Source organism: Streptomyces sp. NPDC048290 (assembly GCF_040652095.1).
In the GTDB taxonomy this organism is placed as follows: Bacteria; Actinomycetota; Actinomycetes; order Streptomycetales; family Streptomycetaceae; genus Streptomyces.
The window spans coordinates 69,588-85,554 of record NZ_JBEZLM010000013.1 but is presented as its reverse complement, the minus strand read 5'-3'; the positions used below and the strand labels follow the sequence as shown (position 1 = coordinate 85,554).

Annotated in this window: 16 protein-coding genes; 7 read left to right on the top strand and 9 right to left on the bottom strand. The window is 74.0% G+C overall.

Translation table 11 applies throughout. From position 1 onward, the window contains the following. Positions 1-75 precede the first annotated feature (75 nt). A complete protein-coding gene (locus AB0D49_RS23115; RefSeq protein ID WP_362760407.1) occupies positions 76-924 on the top strand; it encodes a DUF4097 family beta strand repeat-containing protein in 849 nt (282 codons plus the stop codon). A 174-nt stretch (positions 925-1,098) separates the two neighbouring features. On the opposite strand, the gene AB0D49_RS23110 is transcribed toward AB0D49_RS23115, so the two are convergent. Both AB0D49_RS23110 and aztA read right to left on the bottom strand, forming a co-directional pair. Then, positions 1,099-1,611, bottom strand: a complete 513-nt coding sequence (locus AB0D49_RS23110; protein WP_362760404.1) for a hypothetical protein — start codon at positions 1,609-1,611, stop codon at positions 1,099-1,101. Positions 1,612-1,924: 313 nt separating this feature from the next. Beyond that, entirely contained in the window at positions 1,925-2,659 is a 735-nt protein-coding gene (gene aztA / locus AB0D49_RS23105) for a zinc ABC transporter ATP-binding protein AztA (protein ID WP_362760401.1), read from the bottom strand. A gap of 24 nt (positions 2,660-2,683) precedes the next feature. Between aztA and aztB the strand changes: the two genes are divergently transcribed. The 4 genes from aztB to aztD all read left to right on the top strand — a co-directional run bounded on the left by aztB (position 2,684) and on the right by aztD (position 7,243). Beyond that, positions 2,684-3,577, top strand: coding sequence for a zinc ABC transporter permease AztB (gene aztB, locus AB0D49_RS23100; RefSeq protein ID WP_362760398.1), 894 nt, complete (start codon positions 2,684-2,686; stop codon positions 3,575-3,577). 97 nt (positions 3,578-3,674) lie between these two features. Further along, positions 3,675-4,964, top strand: a complete 1,290-nt coding sequence (locus AB0D49_RS23095; RefSeq protein WP_362760395.1) for a hypothetical protein — start codon at positions 3,675-3,677, stop codon at positions 4,962-4,964. Then, on the top strand, positions 4,961-5,923 hold the full coding sequence (gene aztC / locus AB0D49_RS23090) for a zinc ABC transporter substrate-binding protein AztC (RefSeq protein ID WP_362760392.1): 963 nt from the start codon (positions 4,961-4,963) through the stop codon (positions 5,921-5,923). The genes AB0D49_RS23095 and aztC overlap by 4 nt, the downstream gene beginning before the upstream one ends. Positions 5,924-6,022: 99 nt before the next feature. Continuing rightward, on the top strand, positions 6,023-7,243 hold the full coding sequence (aztD, locus tag AB0D49_RS23085) for a zinc metallochaperone AztD (protein ID WP_362760389.1): 1,221 nt from the start codon (positions 6,023-6,025) through the stop codon (positions 7,241-7,243). Between the two features lie 102 nt (positions 7,244-7,345). Here the strand turns inward: aztD and AB0D49_RS23080 are convergent, their stop codons facing one another. From AB0D49_RS23080 to AB0D49_RS23050, 7 genes are all read right to left on the bottom strand, one after another. Continuing rightward, positions 7,346-8,773, bottom strand: a complete 1,428-nt coding sequence (locus AB0D49_RS23080) for a glutamate decarboxylase (RefSeq protein ID WP_362760386.1) — start codon at positions 8,771-8,773, stop codon at positions 7,346-7,348. Positions 8,774-9,018: 245 nt separating this feature from the next. Further along, positions 9,019-9,522: a hypothetical protein gene (locus tag AB0D49_RS23075; RefSeq protein ID WP_362760383.1), complete on the bottom strand. Its 504-nt coding sequence runs from the start codon at positions 9,520-9,522 to the stop codon at positions 9,019-9,021. Between the two features lie 137 nt (positions 9,523-9,659). Further along, positions 9,660-10,088, bottom strand: coding sequence for a hypothetical protein (locus AB0D49_RS23070; protein WP_362760380.1), 429 nt, complete (start codon positions 10,086-10,088; stop codon positions 9,660-9,662). Positions 10,089-10,437: 349 nt separating this feature from the next. After that, positions 10,438-12,729, bottom strand: a complete 2,292-nt coding sequence (secD, locus tag AB0D49_RS23065; protein WP_362760377.1) for a protein translocase subunit SecD — start codon at positions 12,727-12,729, stop codon at positions 10,438-10,440. Positions 12,730-12,855: 126 nt separating this feature from the next. Then, on the bottom strand, positions 12,856-13,128 hold the full coding sequence (locus AB0D49_RS23060) for a hypothetical protein (protein ID WP_362760376.1): 273 nt from the start codon (positions 13,126-13,128) through the stop codon (positions 12,856-12,858). A gap of 137 nt (positions 13,129-13,265) precedes the next feature. Continuing rightward, positions 13,266-13,967 (bottom strand): response regulator transcription factor, encoded by a 702-nt coding sequence (locus AB0D49_RS23055; RefSeq protein ID WP_362760373.1) that lies wholly within the window; start codon positions 13,965-13,967, stop codon positions 13,266-13,268. Positions 13,968-13,969: 2 nt separating this feature from the next. Next, a complete protein-coding gene (locus tag AB0D49_RS23050; protein WP_362760370.1) occupies positions 13,970-14,974 on the bottom strand; it encodes a sensor histidine kinase in 1,005 nt (334 codons plus the stop codon). A 387-nt stretch (positions 14,975-15,361) separates the two neighbouring features. Between AB0D49_RS23050 and AB0D49_RS23045 the strand changes: the two genes are divergently transcribed. Both AB0D49_RS23045 and AB0D49_RS23040 read left to right on the top strand, forming a co-directional pair. Further along, positions 15,362-15,694 (top strand): TraR/DksA C4-type zinc finger protein, encoded by a 333-nt coding sequence (locus AB0D49_RS23045; protein WP_362760856.1) that lies wholly within the window; start codon positions 15,362-15,364, stop codon positions 15,692-15,694. A 25-nt stretch (positions 15,695-15,719) separates the two neighbouring features. Then, the coding region (locus tag AB0D49_RS23040; protein ID WP_362760367.1) for a hypothetical protein at positions 15,720-15,967 on the top strand (248 nt) is incomplete at its 3' end.

The window sequence follows — 15,967 nt, the reverse complement described above, 5'->3', positions numbered from 1 at the left end:
ACGGCTGCGGTGTGACCGGCAGCCCTCCGTCCCGGTCCGTCGGGACGCCCGCCCAGCGCATGAGAAGGGGAAGCCATGCCCGCTTTCGACACTCCTGAGCCGATCAGCCTCAGGATCGACGTCGGCGCGGTCGGCGATGTGCGGATCACCGCCGAGGACCGCGCCGACACCGTCGTCGAGGTACGGCCGACCGACGAGACCGACGCCTCGGACGTGAAGGCGGCCGAGCAGACGACCGTGGGGTTCGCCGACGGCGTCCTGACGATCAGGACCCCCAAGCCGCGCGCGATGGGGTTCTCCCGCAAGACCCACTCGGTGGATCTGACGATCTCGCTGCCCAGCGGCTCACGGCTGCGCGGCGAGGCACCGGTCGCGGATCTGCGCTGCACCGGCCGGCTCGGCGAGTGCTTCTTCAAGACGTCCACCGGTCATCTCCAGGTCGACCGGACCGGCCCGCTGCGGCTGCGGACCTCGGCCGGACATGTCACCGTCGGCCGGGTCGACGGTGACGCCGAGGTCGCCACCTCCACCGGGCGCATCCGCGTCGGCCAGGTCGATGGAGCCCTCACGGTCAAGAACTCCAACGGCAACACCGACATCGGCCGGGTCACCGGCGACCTTCAGATCCGCAGCTCCAACGGGGACATCGCCGTCGACCACGTCCTCGGCTCCCGCACGGACGCCGAGACCTCCAACGGCGGCATCCGCCTGGGCGAGGTCACCGGTGACGCGGTGGTGTTGAAGACCGCGAACGGCGATCTGGAGATCGGCATCGGCGCGGGCCGCCCGGCGAAACTGGAGCTGAGCACCGGGTACGGACGGGTGCACAACATGCTGGAGAGCACCGGCGAGTCGCCCGGGGAGGGCATCACCGTACGCGGCCACACCGCCTTCGGTGACATCACGCTGCTCCGCGCCTCGTGAACCAGGGCGCGGGCCGCGCACCCCGGGCGTGAATCCGAGGCGCGGCCCTTGCACTCCGGCCAGGAACCGGGGCGCGGCCCGCGCACCCTGGTCGTGAATCCGAGGCGCGGCCCCTGCGCCCCGGTCATAGCCGGGGCGCGGCCCGCGCACCCCGGCCAGGAACGGACCGGGGTCCTACTGCACCCACCCGTCGAAGCGCTGCTTGCCCCGCGGCGTGCGCTTGCTGCTGGCCAGGGCCGCGGCGGAGGCCCGCACCATCCAGGCGTTGACCGAGATGCCCTGGCGGGCCGCCGCCTCCTCGATCTGTTCCTTCATCTCCTGCGGCGGCCGGAAGTTGATCCGGGCCGTGGCCCCGCCCGAGGCGCCGCCGAGCGCCGCCGCCGACCACTCGCCCGCCGTGTCCTCCGGTGTGTCGGCGGTGTCCTCGGCGCCGCCCCCCGGAGCGGCGGGCGGGGTCACCACGAAACTCGGCTCCATCCCGCGCAGCCGCAGATCCACCGAGCCGGGGGCCAGCCCCTGGGTGATCTCCTCGGCGGCGGCGGACAGCACATTGAGCAGCGTGAGCCGGACGGACGACTCCAGGGGAGCGACGAGCCGTTCGGCCACCGCGCGGGTCTCGGCGTCGCCCGCCGAGGACGCCGCGACCAGCTCCTCACGCAGGCTCTCGACGTACACTCCAAGTTCCATGGAACCATGATGGCACGCTGATTGCGCCGCGCGGCACCTATCCGGCGCAGCGGTCGTCCCCCACCCCTTTGGCCAGGTGAAACGGGCCTTGGGAGGCGGTCGGCGGTCCTGCTCGGGCGCTGCTTCCAGTCGCCGGAGAGCGGCTCTCGCGGGCGATTCCCGGCCAGATTGGCTCCGGATGGCGCCAGCCCGCGCCGCGTCTCCGCCCGCGTCTCCGCCCGCGTCTCCATCCGCGCTTCCACCAGCGCTTCCACCCGTGCCTCCACCAGCGCCTCCACCCGTGACCGAGCGGAGCCCCCCGCCGCGCCGCGCGTCACATCGGCTGCCACACCTCCGCCAGTGCGGTCGCCGTCAGCACCCGCTCCGGGCGGCCCTGTCCCACGAGCCGTCCGTCGCGCAGCAGCAGACACGCGTCGGACGCGCGCGCGGCGGTCAGATCATGGGTGGCCTGGACGACCGTCACCCCGTCGGTGACGAGTTCCCCGAGCAGCCCGGCGATCCGGTCCCTGGCCTCGGGGTCGAGCCCGGTCGTCGGTTCGTCGAGCAGCAGCAGCGCGGAGCCCTGGGCCAGCCCCTGGGCCATCAGGGCGCGTTGGCGCTGCCCGCCGGAGAGCGCGCCGAGCTGACGGCCGGCGAGGGCGCCGATCCCGAGCCGGTCGAGGGCCTCGTCCACCAGGGCGTGATCCCGGCGGGTCAGCCGCCGCCACGGTCCGCGCTCGCCCCAGCGCCCCATCTCCACCGTCTGCCGCACGGTCAGCGGCAGCGCGTCCGGCACGGCCGCGCGCTGGGGCACGAAGGCGGGGGCGGAGCCGTCCCGGCGGCTGAGGGTGCCCGATGTCGGACGGATCACACCGGCCAGCACACCGAGCAGCGTCGACTTTCCGCTGCCGTTCGGGCCGACCAGCGCGGTGGTCGCCAACGCCGGTATGTCGGCGCTGAGTTGGCGCAGCACCGGACGGCCGTCGTATCCGGCGCACAGATCGGTGAAAGAGAGGTGTGCGGTCGTGTCCCGCTCATTCCCGGGCCCCTGGGGCGGTTTTTTGAACATGATTTTCATTGTAGTGTCACCGGCATGGAGTGGCTGACGGCCCCGTTCGAGGTGACCTTCGTGCAACGCGCCCTGTGGGGCGGAATCCTGGTGTCCGCGATCTGCGCGCTCGCCGGGACCTGGGTGGTGCTCAGGGGAATGGCGTTCCTCGGCGACGCCATGTCCCACGGGCTGCTGCCGGGGGTCGCGCTGGCGGCGCTGCTGGGCGGCAACCCGCTGATCGGCGCGGTGCTCAGCGCGGCCGTCATGACGGCGGGCGTCACCGCGCTGGGGCGGGCGCCCAAGGTGTCCCAGGACACCGGTATCGGGCTGCTGTTCGTCGGGATGCTCTCGCTCGGCGTGATCATCGTGTCCCGGTCGCAGTCGTTCGCGGTCGACCTGACCGGCTTCCTGTTCGGGGACGTCCTCGCCGTCCGGGAGCGGGACGTGGTGCTGCTGGCCGTGGCGCTGCTCGCGGCGCTGACGGTGGCGGTCCTCGGACACCGGGCGTTCCTCGCCCTCGCCTTCGATCCGCGCAAGGCCCACACGCTGGGGCTGCGGCCCCGGCTCGCGCACGCCGTACTGCTCGGGCTGCTGGGCCTCGCGATCGTCGCCTCCTTCCATGTCGTCGGCACCCTGCTGGTGCTCGGGCTGCTCATCGCGCCGCCCGCCGCCGCTCTGCCCTGGGCGCGGAGTGTCCGCGCGGTGATGCTGCTCGCCGCGCTGACCGGCGCCGCCGCCACCTTCGGGGGGCTGCTGCTCTCCTGGCATCTGGGCACCGCCGCGGGGGCGACCGTCTCGGCGCTCGCCGTGGCCCTCTTCTTCCTCTCCCACACCGGCTCACTGCTGTGGCACCGGGCACGGGGGGCACGCCGGAACGGCGCCGACCCGACTTCGGCCCGCCCCACCGGCGAAGCGACCCCGGAACCCCGCGCATGAGTCACCCCCCCCACGGATGAGTCACCCCCCCCGCGAAGCCCCTCCGCGTGAAGCCCCCCCCACCGCACACCCGACCCATAGAAGGAAGCCCGAGGCGATGACCGTCCTGTCCGTCCGACGCAGTGTCACTTCGCGGGCCGCGCCCGCCGCGGCACCCCCGACGCCCCCGCCCCGCACCCGGCCCCTCGCCGCTCTCCTGCTGACCGCCCTTCTCGGTACGGCCTGCGCCGCGCCCGGCGACGGCACACCGGACGACGACCGACCCCCGGCCGACACCGGTACCGCCACCCCGCACGGCTATGTCGAGGGCGCCCAGGAGGCCGCCGAACAGCAGTCCCGGCTGCTGCTGAACGACCCCGGCAGCGGCGCCACCCAGGTCCTCGACCTGATCACCGGCGAGGTGCACGACACGGCCCCGGTGCGGGACGCCGTACGGATCGGGACGGACGGGCGGTTCGGGTTCCTGCACACCTCCCGGGCCATCGGCGTGCTCGACGGCGGGACCTGGATGGTGGACCACGGGGACCACGTCCACTACTACCGCGCGGCGGTCCGGGACGTCGGTGAACTCCCCGCGGGCGACACCGCCCAGGTGCGCTCCGACGCCGCCGTCACCGTCATGACCGACGGCGGGGGACGGGCCGCGCTCTACCAGCGGACCGAGCTGGAGAAGGGCCGGATCGGCGAACCCAGCACCCTGCCGGGGACGTACACCGGTGCCGTCGTCCCGTACGCCGGACAGTTGGTGGCGCTGGAGGCGGGTGCGGGCGGCGGGGCGGCACGGCTCGTCGTGCTCGACCGGGCCGGGCGGAAGGCCGACGCGCCGGACGCGGTGTGTGCCGAGCCGCGCGGCGACGCCGTCACCCGGCGCGGAGTGGTGCTGGGCTGCGCCGACGGGGCGCTGCTGATCGCGGAACGGGACGGCGCCCTCACCGTCGAGAAGATCCCCTACGACCGGAAGGTCCCCGAGGGCGAGCGCGCCGGGGCCTTCCGGCACCGGCCGGGCAGTGACACCCTCACCGCGCCCGCCGGGGACGACGCCGTGTGGGTGCTGGATGTCGGCGAGGGGACCTGGACCCGGGTGGAGACCGGGCCGGTGCTCGCCGCGAACACCGCCGGGGAGGGCTCCCCGCTGCTGGTGCTGCGGACCGATGGGACACTGCGCGCCCTCGACATCGCCCAAGGCACTGAAGTCGCCCGCACCGAGCGGCTGGTGACGCCGGGCGACGGGGCCGCACCGGTCATCGAGGTCGACCGGAGCCGGGCGTACGTCAACGATCCGCACGGCCGCCGGGTGCTGGAGATCGACTACGCGGACGGGCTGCGGATCGCGCGCACCTTCGCGCTGGATCTCGCGCCGCGTCTGATGGCGGAGACCGGACGATGAGCGCGGGACGGGCGAAGCGGCGGGTGCGGGTGGCCGTGGCCCGGGTGCGCGGGCTGCTGATGACCCTGGTGGCGATGGCCGTCGTGATCGGCGCCGGAGCCTGTGCCGGTGGGGGCGAGCAGCCCCGGATCGTGGTCACCACCAACATCCTCGGTGACATCACCCGGCAGATAGTGGGCGCCGAGGCCGAGGTGACCGTGCTGATGAAGCCCAACGCCGATCCGCACTCGTTCGGGGTGTCGGCGGTGCAGGCCGCCGAGCTGGAGCGGGCCGACCTGGTCGTCTTCAACGGTCTCGGCCTGGAGGAGAACGTGTTGCGGCACGTGGCGGCGGCCCGGGAGTCCGGCGTGGCCACCTTCGAGGTGGGCCGGTCGGTCGATCCGCTCACCTTCGGCGCCACGGGCGACGGCGGGGCGGGGGAGCCCGACCCGCACTTCTGGACCGACCCCGACCGGGTCCGCACCGCCACCGGGCTGATCGCCGACCAGGTGATCGAGCATGTCGACGGGGTGGACGGCACCGCGATACGCGCCAACGCCGACCGCTACGACCGCAGTCTCGCCGACCTCGCCACCTGGATGACGGCGTCCTTCGACCGTATCCCCGAGGACCGGCGGGCGCTGGTGACCAACCATCATGTCTTCGGCTATCTCGCCGACCGGTTCGGCTTCCGGGTGATCGGCGCGGTCGTGCCCGGCGGCACCACCCTCGCCTCGCCCAGCTCGGCCGATCTGCGCTCGCTGACCCTGGCGATGGAGGAGGCCGGGGTGCGCACGGTGTTCGCCGACTCCTCCCAGCCGACCCGGCTCGCCGAGGTGCTCGACGGCGAACTGGGCGGCGGTGTCCGGGTGATCGAGCTGTACTCCGAGTCGCTGACCGCCGAGGGCGGGGGCGCCGACAGCTATCTGCGGATGATGCGCGCCAACACCACGGCCATGACCGACGGACTGACCGGCTGACAGCCGGGTGGCTTCGGCCCTGGCTCATTTCTCTCCCTCCACCATCCCGCTCGAACGCCGCCGCCCCGTCGCGCGCGGCACGGAAAGGACACACCACCCATGAACACCCACACCTCGATACGCGCCGCACGCGGCAGAGCCGTTCAGGGGACCGCGCTCGCCCTCGCGGTGGCCGCCGTACTGACGGCCTGCGGAGGCGGCTCCGGCTCCGACGACAAGCCGTCGTCCGACACCCGGGCGAAGAACGCGCCGAGCGCCGCGCCCGTCGCGAACCCGCTCGTGGCCACCTTCGACGGCGGACTGCACATCCTGGACGGCGACACCCTCAAGGTGGCCGGCACCATCGAGCTGCCCGGCTTCAACCGGGTCAACCCGGCCGGTGACGCGGACCATGTCATCGTCTCCACGGACGCCGGATTCCGGGTCCTGGACGCCACCGCCCAGAAGTTCACCGGCATCGAGTACCCGGGGGCCAAGCCGGGGCATGTGGTGCGCCACGCGGGCCGTACGGTGCTGTTCACCGACGGCACCGGCGAGGTCGTCGTGTTCGACCCCGCCGACCTGGCCGAGGGACGCAAGCCCGAGAGCCGGACGTACACCTCCGCCGAGCCGCACCACGGGGTCGCCGTGGAGCTGGGCAACGGTGAGCTGCTCAGCACCGTCGGCACCGAGGAGACCCGCACCGGGGCGCTCGTCCTGGACAAGGACGGGAAGGAGATCGCCCGCGCCGAGAACTGCCCCGGGGTGCACGGCGAGGCCGCGGCCCAGGGCGAGGCCGTCGCCGTCGGCTGCGAGGACGGCGTCCTCATCTACCAGGACGGCGCCTTCACCAAGGTCGACGCCCCCGACGACTACGGCCGGATCGGCAACCAGTCCGGCAGCGACGCGTCCCCGGTGCTGCTCGGCGACTACAAGACCGACCCGGACGCCGAGTTGGAGCGCCCCACGCGGATCTCCCTGATCGACACCGAGAAGGCGTCGCTGCGCCTGGTCGACCTCGGCGCCAGTTACTCCTTCCGCTCGCTGGGACGGGGCCCGCACGGTGAGGCGCTCGTCCTGGGCACCGACGGCGCTCTGCGGGTCGTCGACCCGGTGACGGGGGACATCGAGAAGAAGATCCCGGTCGTGGGCGAGTGGCAGGAGCCGCTGGACTGGCAGCAGGCCCGGCCGACCCTGTTCGTGCGCGGCCACATGGCGTATGTCTCCGAGCCGGGTGAGCGCGCGCTGCACGCGGTCGACCTGGACACCGGGAAGAAGACCGCCTCGGTGACCCTGCCGCACGCCACCAACGAACTGTCGGGCGTGGTCGCGGGGCACTGAACCGCGTACGGCGGACGGGCGGGCGGCTCCCCGGAGTACGGCGGCTCCCCGGCGTACGGGGGTTCCCCGGCGTACGGGGGCCGCCCGCCCGTCACCGTGCCGTCAGGTCGCCGTCAGGTGCGCGGGAGCGGTCCGCAACCGCCGGGTGACATCGGCCAGATCGGCGATGAACATGCCGGCGAGTTCGGCGGTGAACCCGGTGCGGACGACCAGCCGCAGGACGGAAACGTCCTGGCAGGGCGCGGGGAAGGAGTAGGCGGGCAGGTGCCAGCCGCGGGCCCGCATGGCGGTGGACACGTCGAACACCGTGAAGCCGGGTGTGCCGGGGGTCAGCCGGAAGGCGAAGGCGGGGAGTTCGGAGCCGTCGGTGACCAGCTCGTACGGGGTGAGGGCGCTGATCCGGGCGGCGAGGGCACGGGCCGTCGTCCGGTTCTGGGCGGCCAGATTGCGCAGGCCCTCGAAGCCGTAGCGCAGGAAGCTGTAGTACTGGGCGACGACATGGGCGCCGGGGCGGGAGAAGTTGAGGGTGAAGCTGGGGGAGCTGCCGCCCAGGTAGTCCACCTCGAAGACCAGGTCGTCGGGGAGGGCGGCGGCGTCCCGCCACAGGGCCCAGCCCAGGCCCGGGAAGACATGGCCGTACTTGTGGCCCGAGGTGTTGATGGAGGCGACCCGCTCCAGCTGGAAGTCCCACATCAGGCCCGGGTCGAGGAACGGGGCGACCATCGCGCCGGACGCGCCGTCGACATGGACGGGGATGTCGGTGCCGGTGGCGGCCTGGTAGCCGTCCAGGGCGAGGCAGATGTCGGCGACGGGCTCGTAGGAGCCGTCGAAGGTGGAGCCGAGGACGGTGACGACGCCGATGGTGTGGTCGTCGCAGTAGGCGGTGAGGGTGTCGGGCGTGAGGTGGTAGCGGCCCGGCTCCATCGGGACGTAGCGGGGCTCCACCTCGAAGTAGTTGGCGAACTTCTTCCAGCAGACCTGGACGTTGGCGCCCATCACCAGGTTGGGGCGGGCGGTGTCCTTGCCCTGGGCGCGGCGGCGCTGCTGCCAGCGGCGCTTGAGGGCGAGCCCGCCGAGCATGGCGGCCTCGCTGGAGCCGGTGGTGGAGCAGCCCCGGACCTGGTCCGGGCGCGGCGCGTGCCACAGCCGGGCCAGCATCCGGACACAGCGCTCCTCCATGGCCGTGATCTGCGGGTACTCGGCGCGGTCGGCGAGGTTCTTCTCCGCCGTCTCCGCCATCAGCTGGCGGGCCTGCGGCTCCATCCAGCTGGTGACGAAGGTGGCGAGGTTGAGGCGGGCGTTGCCGTCGAGCATCAGCTCGTCGCGGACGCGCCGGTAGATCAGATCGGGCGCGGACGCCGTCTCGGGCAGTTCGTCGAGGGGCGGGGCGACGTCCCGGAAGAGGTCCGACGGGATCAGCGGGGAGCTGATCCCGCCGCGTTGTTCGCCGTCGCTCTCACTGTCGTACGTGCTGTCGCGCCCGGTGCGGGATGTGCGGGTGGGCTTGACGTCGGTCTGCGGAAGGGACATGGCTGCGAAGTGCCTCTCTGCTGCGTGCGGCCCCCGTCGCATCCGACGCTAGATCGCCAAGCGCCCCGGTTTCTCGGCGGATTCCACCGATTCAGTGATCGATTTGCGTACTGATGAACTGGATTTTCCCTTGTACATACTGGATGCCGGTCCGGGGCTCTCCGCAGACCCGCGGACCGGCCCCGCGCGACGACGGTCCCGGTCCCGGTCCCGGTGTCCCTCGGACGGCCCCGGTGGGTCCGGACTCACCGGTCGCCGTGCTCCGACCCGGTCCCGTCGACCCAGCGGGCCACCGCCGTGGCGCAGCGGTGGCGCTCCTCCTCCGCGGGGAGCGTGGCGAGCAACGGCAGCAGCAGTGCGGCGAGTTCCCGGGCGGTGCCCGGGTCGCGGCGGGTCAGGACGGTCCATACGGCGTGGGCGTTCCTGAGGGTCCGGTGGGTCTCCTCGTCCGGTGCCTCGGCGGCCCGCCGCCGCTGGGTCGTCTCCACCAGATGCGCGGCCGTCTCCGCCCAGGCGTGGGTGCGCGGCGCCGACAGCAGGGCGAGCCAGGCCCGCACGGTCAGCGTGTTGACGGTGTACGGGTGCAGGGGGCCGAAGTCCCGGCCGAGCACCGACTCAAGACGGTCGGCGGCGGCGACGGCCTCCGGGTAGTGCCCGGCGGCCACCCCCTCGGTGAGCCGCGCCCACAGCGGGCCGTACGCCCCGGGCAGCGGGGCGGCCCAGTCGTCGGGTGCGAGTCCGTCGGTCACCGCGTACGCTCTCCGATCCCTCCGTCCCGCCCGGCACGGCGGCCCTCATCGTCGCCCCCGCCCGGCACGGCGTCAATGCGCCGCCCGGCACCGGCGTCGAAGGAGCAGCCCCGCCGCCCACTCGGGCAGTCACCGGCTCACCGGGCGCCGCGCGCCCGCCGCACCGCCAGCGCGAGACCCCCGCACACCGCGCCCCACACCATGTTGGTGAGCAGCAGCGGCACGATCGCGTACGGCCGGGCCAGCGGGCCTTCCAGGCGGCCCAGGAGCAGCGGGGACAGGACGCCGCTGAGCACGGTCACCGCCACCGCGTACCCGACGCCCGCAGCGATCGGGGTGAGCAGCGGCTCGGGGTCGCGGCGCAGGCCCACCACCAGGATCCAGGTGAGCGAGATACCGGCGGTCAGCAGCAGCGGGGCAGCCGGTTTCCCGAGGGCGTCGGAGAGACCGGTGACCGAGAACAGCGGCCGGACCAGCGCGACGGCGACCAGCAGCCCGACCAGGGGCCGGTTCAGGGCGCGCAGCCGGGCGGCGAGGGAGGGCGCGGGAGGGGACATCGGGTTCATGCGACCAGGCTCGCCGCGGGGCGTGCGGCGGCGCGACGGACCAGGGCGGACACCGGGGTACCTCCGTGGTGGTAGTCCGGGGGACGCGGGGTACCACCTGGGTTGCGAGCGGGCTCCCGGCCGGGGGGCGTGAGTGCTTGGCGTGGCTGTGCGGCCTCCGGCCCGGGGGATGTGGCTGTTGGGTGTGGCTGTGCGGCCTCCGGCCGGGAGGACGTGACCGCTGGGCGCGGCCGTGCGGCCTCCCGCCGGGGGGACGTGACCGCTGGGCGTGGCCGAGCAGCCTCCGGCCGGGAGGGTGTGACCGTCGGCCCCCCGGCCGAGCACCCTCCCGACCGGGGCGCCGGGACCGCTAGGCGCGGCCGGACGGTACCTTGCGGCGCTCGCCGTCCCGCGTCGGGGCGGGCGCCTTGCGGGGCCCCTCCGGGTGCAGGACGATCGTCAGCGGTGACGCCGTGAACACCGACGAGTACGTGCCCACCGCCAGGCCGATCAGCAGGGCCAGGGCGAAATCGGTGAGGGCGTCGTCGGCGAGGACGGCGAGCGCGCCGAGGATGATCGCCGCGCCCATGCCGGTGTTGACGGTACGCGGCAGCGTCTGGAGGATCGCCCGGTTGGTGAGCCGGGCCGGTGACGTGGCCCGGTCGCGGCCCAGCAGCTCACGGATACGGTCGAACAGCACCACGGAGTCGTTGACCGAGTAGCCGACCACGGTCAGCAGCGCCGCCAGGAACAGCCCGTCGATCGGCTTGCCGAGCCAGGCGAAGACGCCGAGCAGTACGACCACGTCGTGCGCCAGCGCGCCGACCGCGCCGACCGCGAACATCCAGCGGAAGCGCACGGAGAGGTAGAGGAGTTGCGCGCCGAGCGCCAGACCCAGCGCGATCAGCGCGTTGCGGCGCAGCTCCTCGCCCAGGCTGGGGCCGATCATCTCGTCCCGCACCTGCTCGGTGGCGCCGCCGAGCCGGGCCACGGTCCGCTCCACGGTGGCCGCGTCCGCGTCGGACAGGTCCTCGGCCCGTACCGTCACCGCGCCGTCCCCGGACGCCTGGACGACCGCGCGGTCCAGCCCGGCGTCGGCGAGCGCGGCGCGGGCCCGGTCCGGGTCGACCGGGCTGCTCGTGCGGTACTCGATCAGCCGCCCGCCGGTGAACTCGATCCCGAAGTCGAGGCCGCGCACCAGCACCCCGGACCCGGCGAGCACCAGCGCGGCGGCGGACACCGCCAGCCAGCGGCGCGGCCGGCGCATCAGGAACGGATCACGCCGGGTCAGCCACCGCCGTACCCAGCCGAGGTCCGCGATGCCGCTGATCCGGGGCCTGCGCCGGACCGGCCCGCGGCCCACCGCGAACTCGGCCAGCAGCCGGGTGATCACCAGCGCGCTCACCATGGACGCGAGGACACCGATGCCCAGGGTGACCCCGAAGCCCCGCACCGGACCGGAGGCCAGCGCGAACAGCAGCCCGGCCGCGATCAGCGTGGTGACGTTGGAGTCGGCGATCGCGCTGAACGCGCCCCGGAAACCGGCCGTCAGCGCCGAGCGCGGACTCGGGCGGCGACGGGCCGCGTGCTCCTCCCGGGCCCGTTCGAAGACCAGCACATTGGCGTCCACCGCCATCCCGATCGCCAGCACGAACCCGGCCAGACCGGGCAGGGTCAGCGTCGCGCCGAGCGCGGCCAGCGCCGCGTACGAGATCAGGCCGTAGCAGGCCAGGGCGACCGTGGCGAGCAGGCCCAGCAGCCGGTAGACGACGATGATGAACAGCGCGGTCAGCGCGGTGCCGATGACGGCGGCCCAGGCGGCGGCGGAGATCGCCGCGTCCCCGAGGGTGGCGCCGACCGTGCGCTGCTCGATGGTCTCCACCGGTACCGGCAGGGCGCCGCCGGAGATGAGCAGCGCCAGTTCACGCGCCTCGGTGTCGCTGAACGAGCCGGTGATCTGGGTCGAGGAGCCGGGGATTCCGGCGCCGCACGCCACCGACGGGTCGACCTGCGGCGACGAGATGACCTTGTCGTCCAGCACGATGGCGACCCGGCGCTGCGGGTCCCCGGCCGGATGGCAGGCGGCCTCGGCGGTGAGCGCCGTCCAGCGGTCCTGGCCGGAGTCGCTGAAGTCGACGGTGACATGCCAGCCCGTGCCGCTCTGCGGATCGAACCGGGCGTCGGCGCCCTCGACGTCCTGACCGGTGAGACCGGCGGCCTCCAGCCGCAGACGCTGCCCGGACTCGTCGGGCAGGACACGCTCCCCGCCGGCCGTCTCCCCCTGCGGGGACGACGGGTCGGCCGGGCCCAGGACCGAGTGCATGGTCAGCTGCGCCGTACGGCCGAGGACCTCGGCGGCCTGCTCCGGGTCCTGCACGCCCGGCAGTTCGACGATGATCCGCCGGTCCCCGGAGCGGACGAGGGTCGGCTCGGCGACGCCGAGTGCGTCGATCCGGCCGCGCAGCACCTCCAGGGTCCGGTCGGTGGCCGCCCGGTCGGCCTCGGTGGTCGGGGTGGACCGGGTCTCCAGCACGATCTGGGTGCCGCCGCGCAGATCGAGTCCCAGACGGATCGGCACGGTGAGGGCGATCGCCAGCGAACCGGCGAGTACGACGAGGGCGAGCAGCGCGCGCAGCCGCTGCCCGTGATGACGACGGGTCAATTCGATGCCTCCGGCAGGCGGAACCCACGCCACGGCGGCCGGGCATGGATGCGTATGCCGGGCCGCGGGCGCGGAAAAGCGGAAAAGGGGGGGAAGAAGGGGGGGAAGAACAGGAAGGTGGTGCTGTCAGCTGCCGGGGCGGGCCGGAGGCGCCCGCCCGCGGTGCTGCGCCGCCGGGCCCGAGGAGAGCGGGGGAGCGGCGGACGGTGCCGCGCCGGGGCCGGTGCCGACGGGGGCGGGCACCGGGCGGCGGGGATCGGTGGCGTGCTGGTCCAGTGCGGACGGACGCTCACCGGAGGGGTCGTGACGGGTTCCGCGGGCGGGCGCGGCGCAGCCGGTGACACACGGTTCGTCGGCGCGCGGCGCGGACTCCGTGTGCCGCACACCCGTGCCGGGCACCGCCGTATCGGCCGCGAGCGTGCCGGGCAGTACCGCGAGGAGGACGGCGAGCAGGGCACCGAGCGTCGCCGCGAGACGCCGCCCGCCGGACGGTCCGGCACGGCGGGCGGGGCGCGGGGGCGCGGGCCGGGTGGACGTCAGGGCTCCACCAGCCCCGCGCGGATGGCGTACCGGGTCAGTTCGAGACGGTCCCGCAGTCCGAGCTTGTGCAGCAGATTGGCCCGGTGGCGGTGCACGGTCTTCACACTGATGACGAGGATCTCGGCGATCCCCTTCGACGAATGCCCCTCGGCGATCAGCTTCAGCACCTCCTCCTCGCGCGGTGTGAGCACCTGCCCGGGATTCTCCTCGCCGTGCCGCACCCGGTCCAGATAGCTGCGGATCAACGCGGTCACCGCACCCGGGTACAGGAACGGCTCGTCGCGCATCGCCGCCCGGCAGGCGGCGACCAGATCCCGGTCCGCCACCGATTTCAGCACATAGCCGCACGCCCCGGCCTTCAACGCCTGGAACAGGTACTGCTCGTTGTCGTGCATCGTCAGCATCAGGACCCGCAGACCCGGTACCAGGGTGCTCAGTTCGCGGGTGGCCTGGAGGCCGGTGAGCCGGGGCATGGCGATGTCCAGGACGGCGAGGTCGACGTCCAGAGCGCGGGCCGCCTCGATCGCCTCGGCCCCGTCGCCCGCCTCGCCGACGACTTCGAGGTCCGGCTCCCGGTCCAGGATCAGCCGCACTCCGCGCCGGACCAGCGCGTGGTCGTCGGCCAGCAGGATACGGATGGGGCGTTGCGGGGCGGACGACACGGACGGCGCGGACGGGGGGAGGAGCGGGTCGGGCATGGTCACGGCTGCTTTCTGCGCGCGGGGACGGGGGTGGTGAGCCGGACCCGGGTACCGGAGCCCGGGGCCGAGGAGATGTCCAGGGCGGCCCCGGCCAGCAGCGCCCGCTCCCGCATCCCGCGGATTCCGGCGCCCTCGTGGGCGGCCTCGACGCCCCGGCCGTCGTCGGCGATCTCCAGCACCAGCGCCTCTCCGGCCCGGCGCAGAGCGACCTCGACCCGGGTGGCGTCGGCGTGCCGGGCGGCGTTGGTGAGGCTTTCCTGCGCCACCCGGTACAGCACGAGTTCCGTCTCCGGTTCCAGGGCGGGCAGGTCGGGGTCGAAGCGGCGGACCACCCGCAGCCCGGTGTGCGCGGCGAAGTCCCCGGTCAGCGAGGTCAGCGCACTGACCAGGCCGAGGTCCTCCAGCACCCCGGGCCGCAGCCGGCGCACCAGCCGCCGTACCTCGTCCAGGCTCTCCCGGGTGATCTCCTGGACCTGCTGCAACTCCGCGCGCAGCGGCTGCGGTGCGTCGTCGGCGGCCCGTTTGAGCACCAGCAGGATCGCGGTCATGCCCTGGCCGACCTCGTCGTGCAGCTCCTGGGCGATCCGGCGGCGCTCCGCCTCCTGCGCCAGCAGGGCACGGGCGCTGGACGTGGCCCGCTCGTGCTCCAGCCGGTCCAGCATCGCGTGGAACGTCCGGATCAGCTCGGCGACCTCACCGCCCCCGCCCCTGCCCCCGGACCGGCCGTCGTCCCGCCCGCGCGGGGCGCCGGGCACGGGCAGCCGCTGACCGGGGCGCAGCAGATCCACCGTGCCCATGAGCCGGGTCAGCCGGCCCAGCGGGGCCAGACCCCAGCGCAGCAGGGCGGCGTTGGCGACCAGCATCACCCCGAGCCCGCCGACCAGCACGACCGCCTCGGTCAGCAGCACCGGTACCGACACCGTCACCGGCGCCCACAGCAGCAGCCCGGTGGCGGCGCCGAGCACCACGGCGTTCAGCCCGAAGATCCGCCAGAACAGCGACACCGGGACACGTCTCCTTCCAGGGGGGCCGCCCCTCCTGCCCTGGTGCAGGGGTGCGCCCCGGACCTCACCGTGCCCCGTCGCGGGCCCGCGCGTCGATGGGGTCCAACCCCCATTTCCCAGGTCACGGGCTACCCATCCGGGCGCCCCGGGTGATCCGCGGTGCCATGCGGCGCGGGCGTCGTATGGGCATCGCGTCCCCCGCGAAATGGGGTCCGCGCCCGATGGGAACGGCGGGCGCGAGGACGCACAGTGGACCAGGACGAGGCCGTCCGGTCCGCCGCCGGGCGGGATCGCGGACGGCCGTCGCCGCGCGTACCGCGCCGTGAGAGAGGAGCCGCCGTGGCGCTCGACACCACCCCGAGCGGGCAGCCGACCGAGGACCGGACCGTGTCCGGGTCCCCCGAGCCCCGGAAGGGATCCCGTGCCGCCGGGCCGGGCGTCCACGAGGCGCGTCTGCGCCTCGACCACGCGCGTACCAGCCGCCTCGCCCAACTGCACGCGCTGGACGGCACCGACCGTGACGCCGCCGACCCGCTCATGGCGGTGCAGGCCGAGGCCGTGCGCCGGGTGCTCACCGAGATCGACGAGGCGTTCGCCCGCGTCGAGGACGGCTCGTACGGGCGGTGCGTCGGCTGCGCCAAGCCGGTCGCCGCCGAGCGGCTGGAGATCCTCCCGTACACCCGGTACTGCGTCACCTGCCAGCGCCACGCGGCCGGCTGACCGGCCCGCCGCAGGAGGTGCTGCCATGAACCACCCGACCGCCACCGGCCCGCCGTCCGGCGACTGTGCGCTGAGGGCTGACCTGTCCGCCGCCGACCGGTCGTCCGGGGGCTGTGCGCTGAGCGCTGACCTGTCCGCCATCGGTCCGCCGTCCGGTGACCGTGCGCTGAGGGCTGATCTGTCCGCCGACGACCGGTCGTCCGGGGGCTGTGCGCTGAGCGCTGACCTGTCCGCCATCGGTCCGCCGTCCGGTGACCGTGCGCTGAGGGCTGA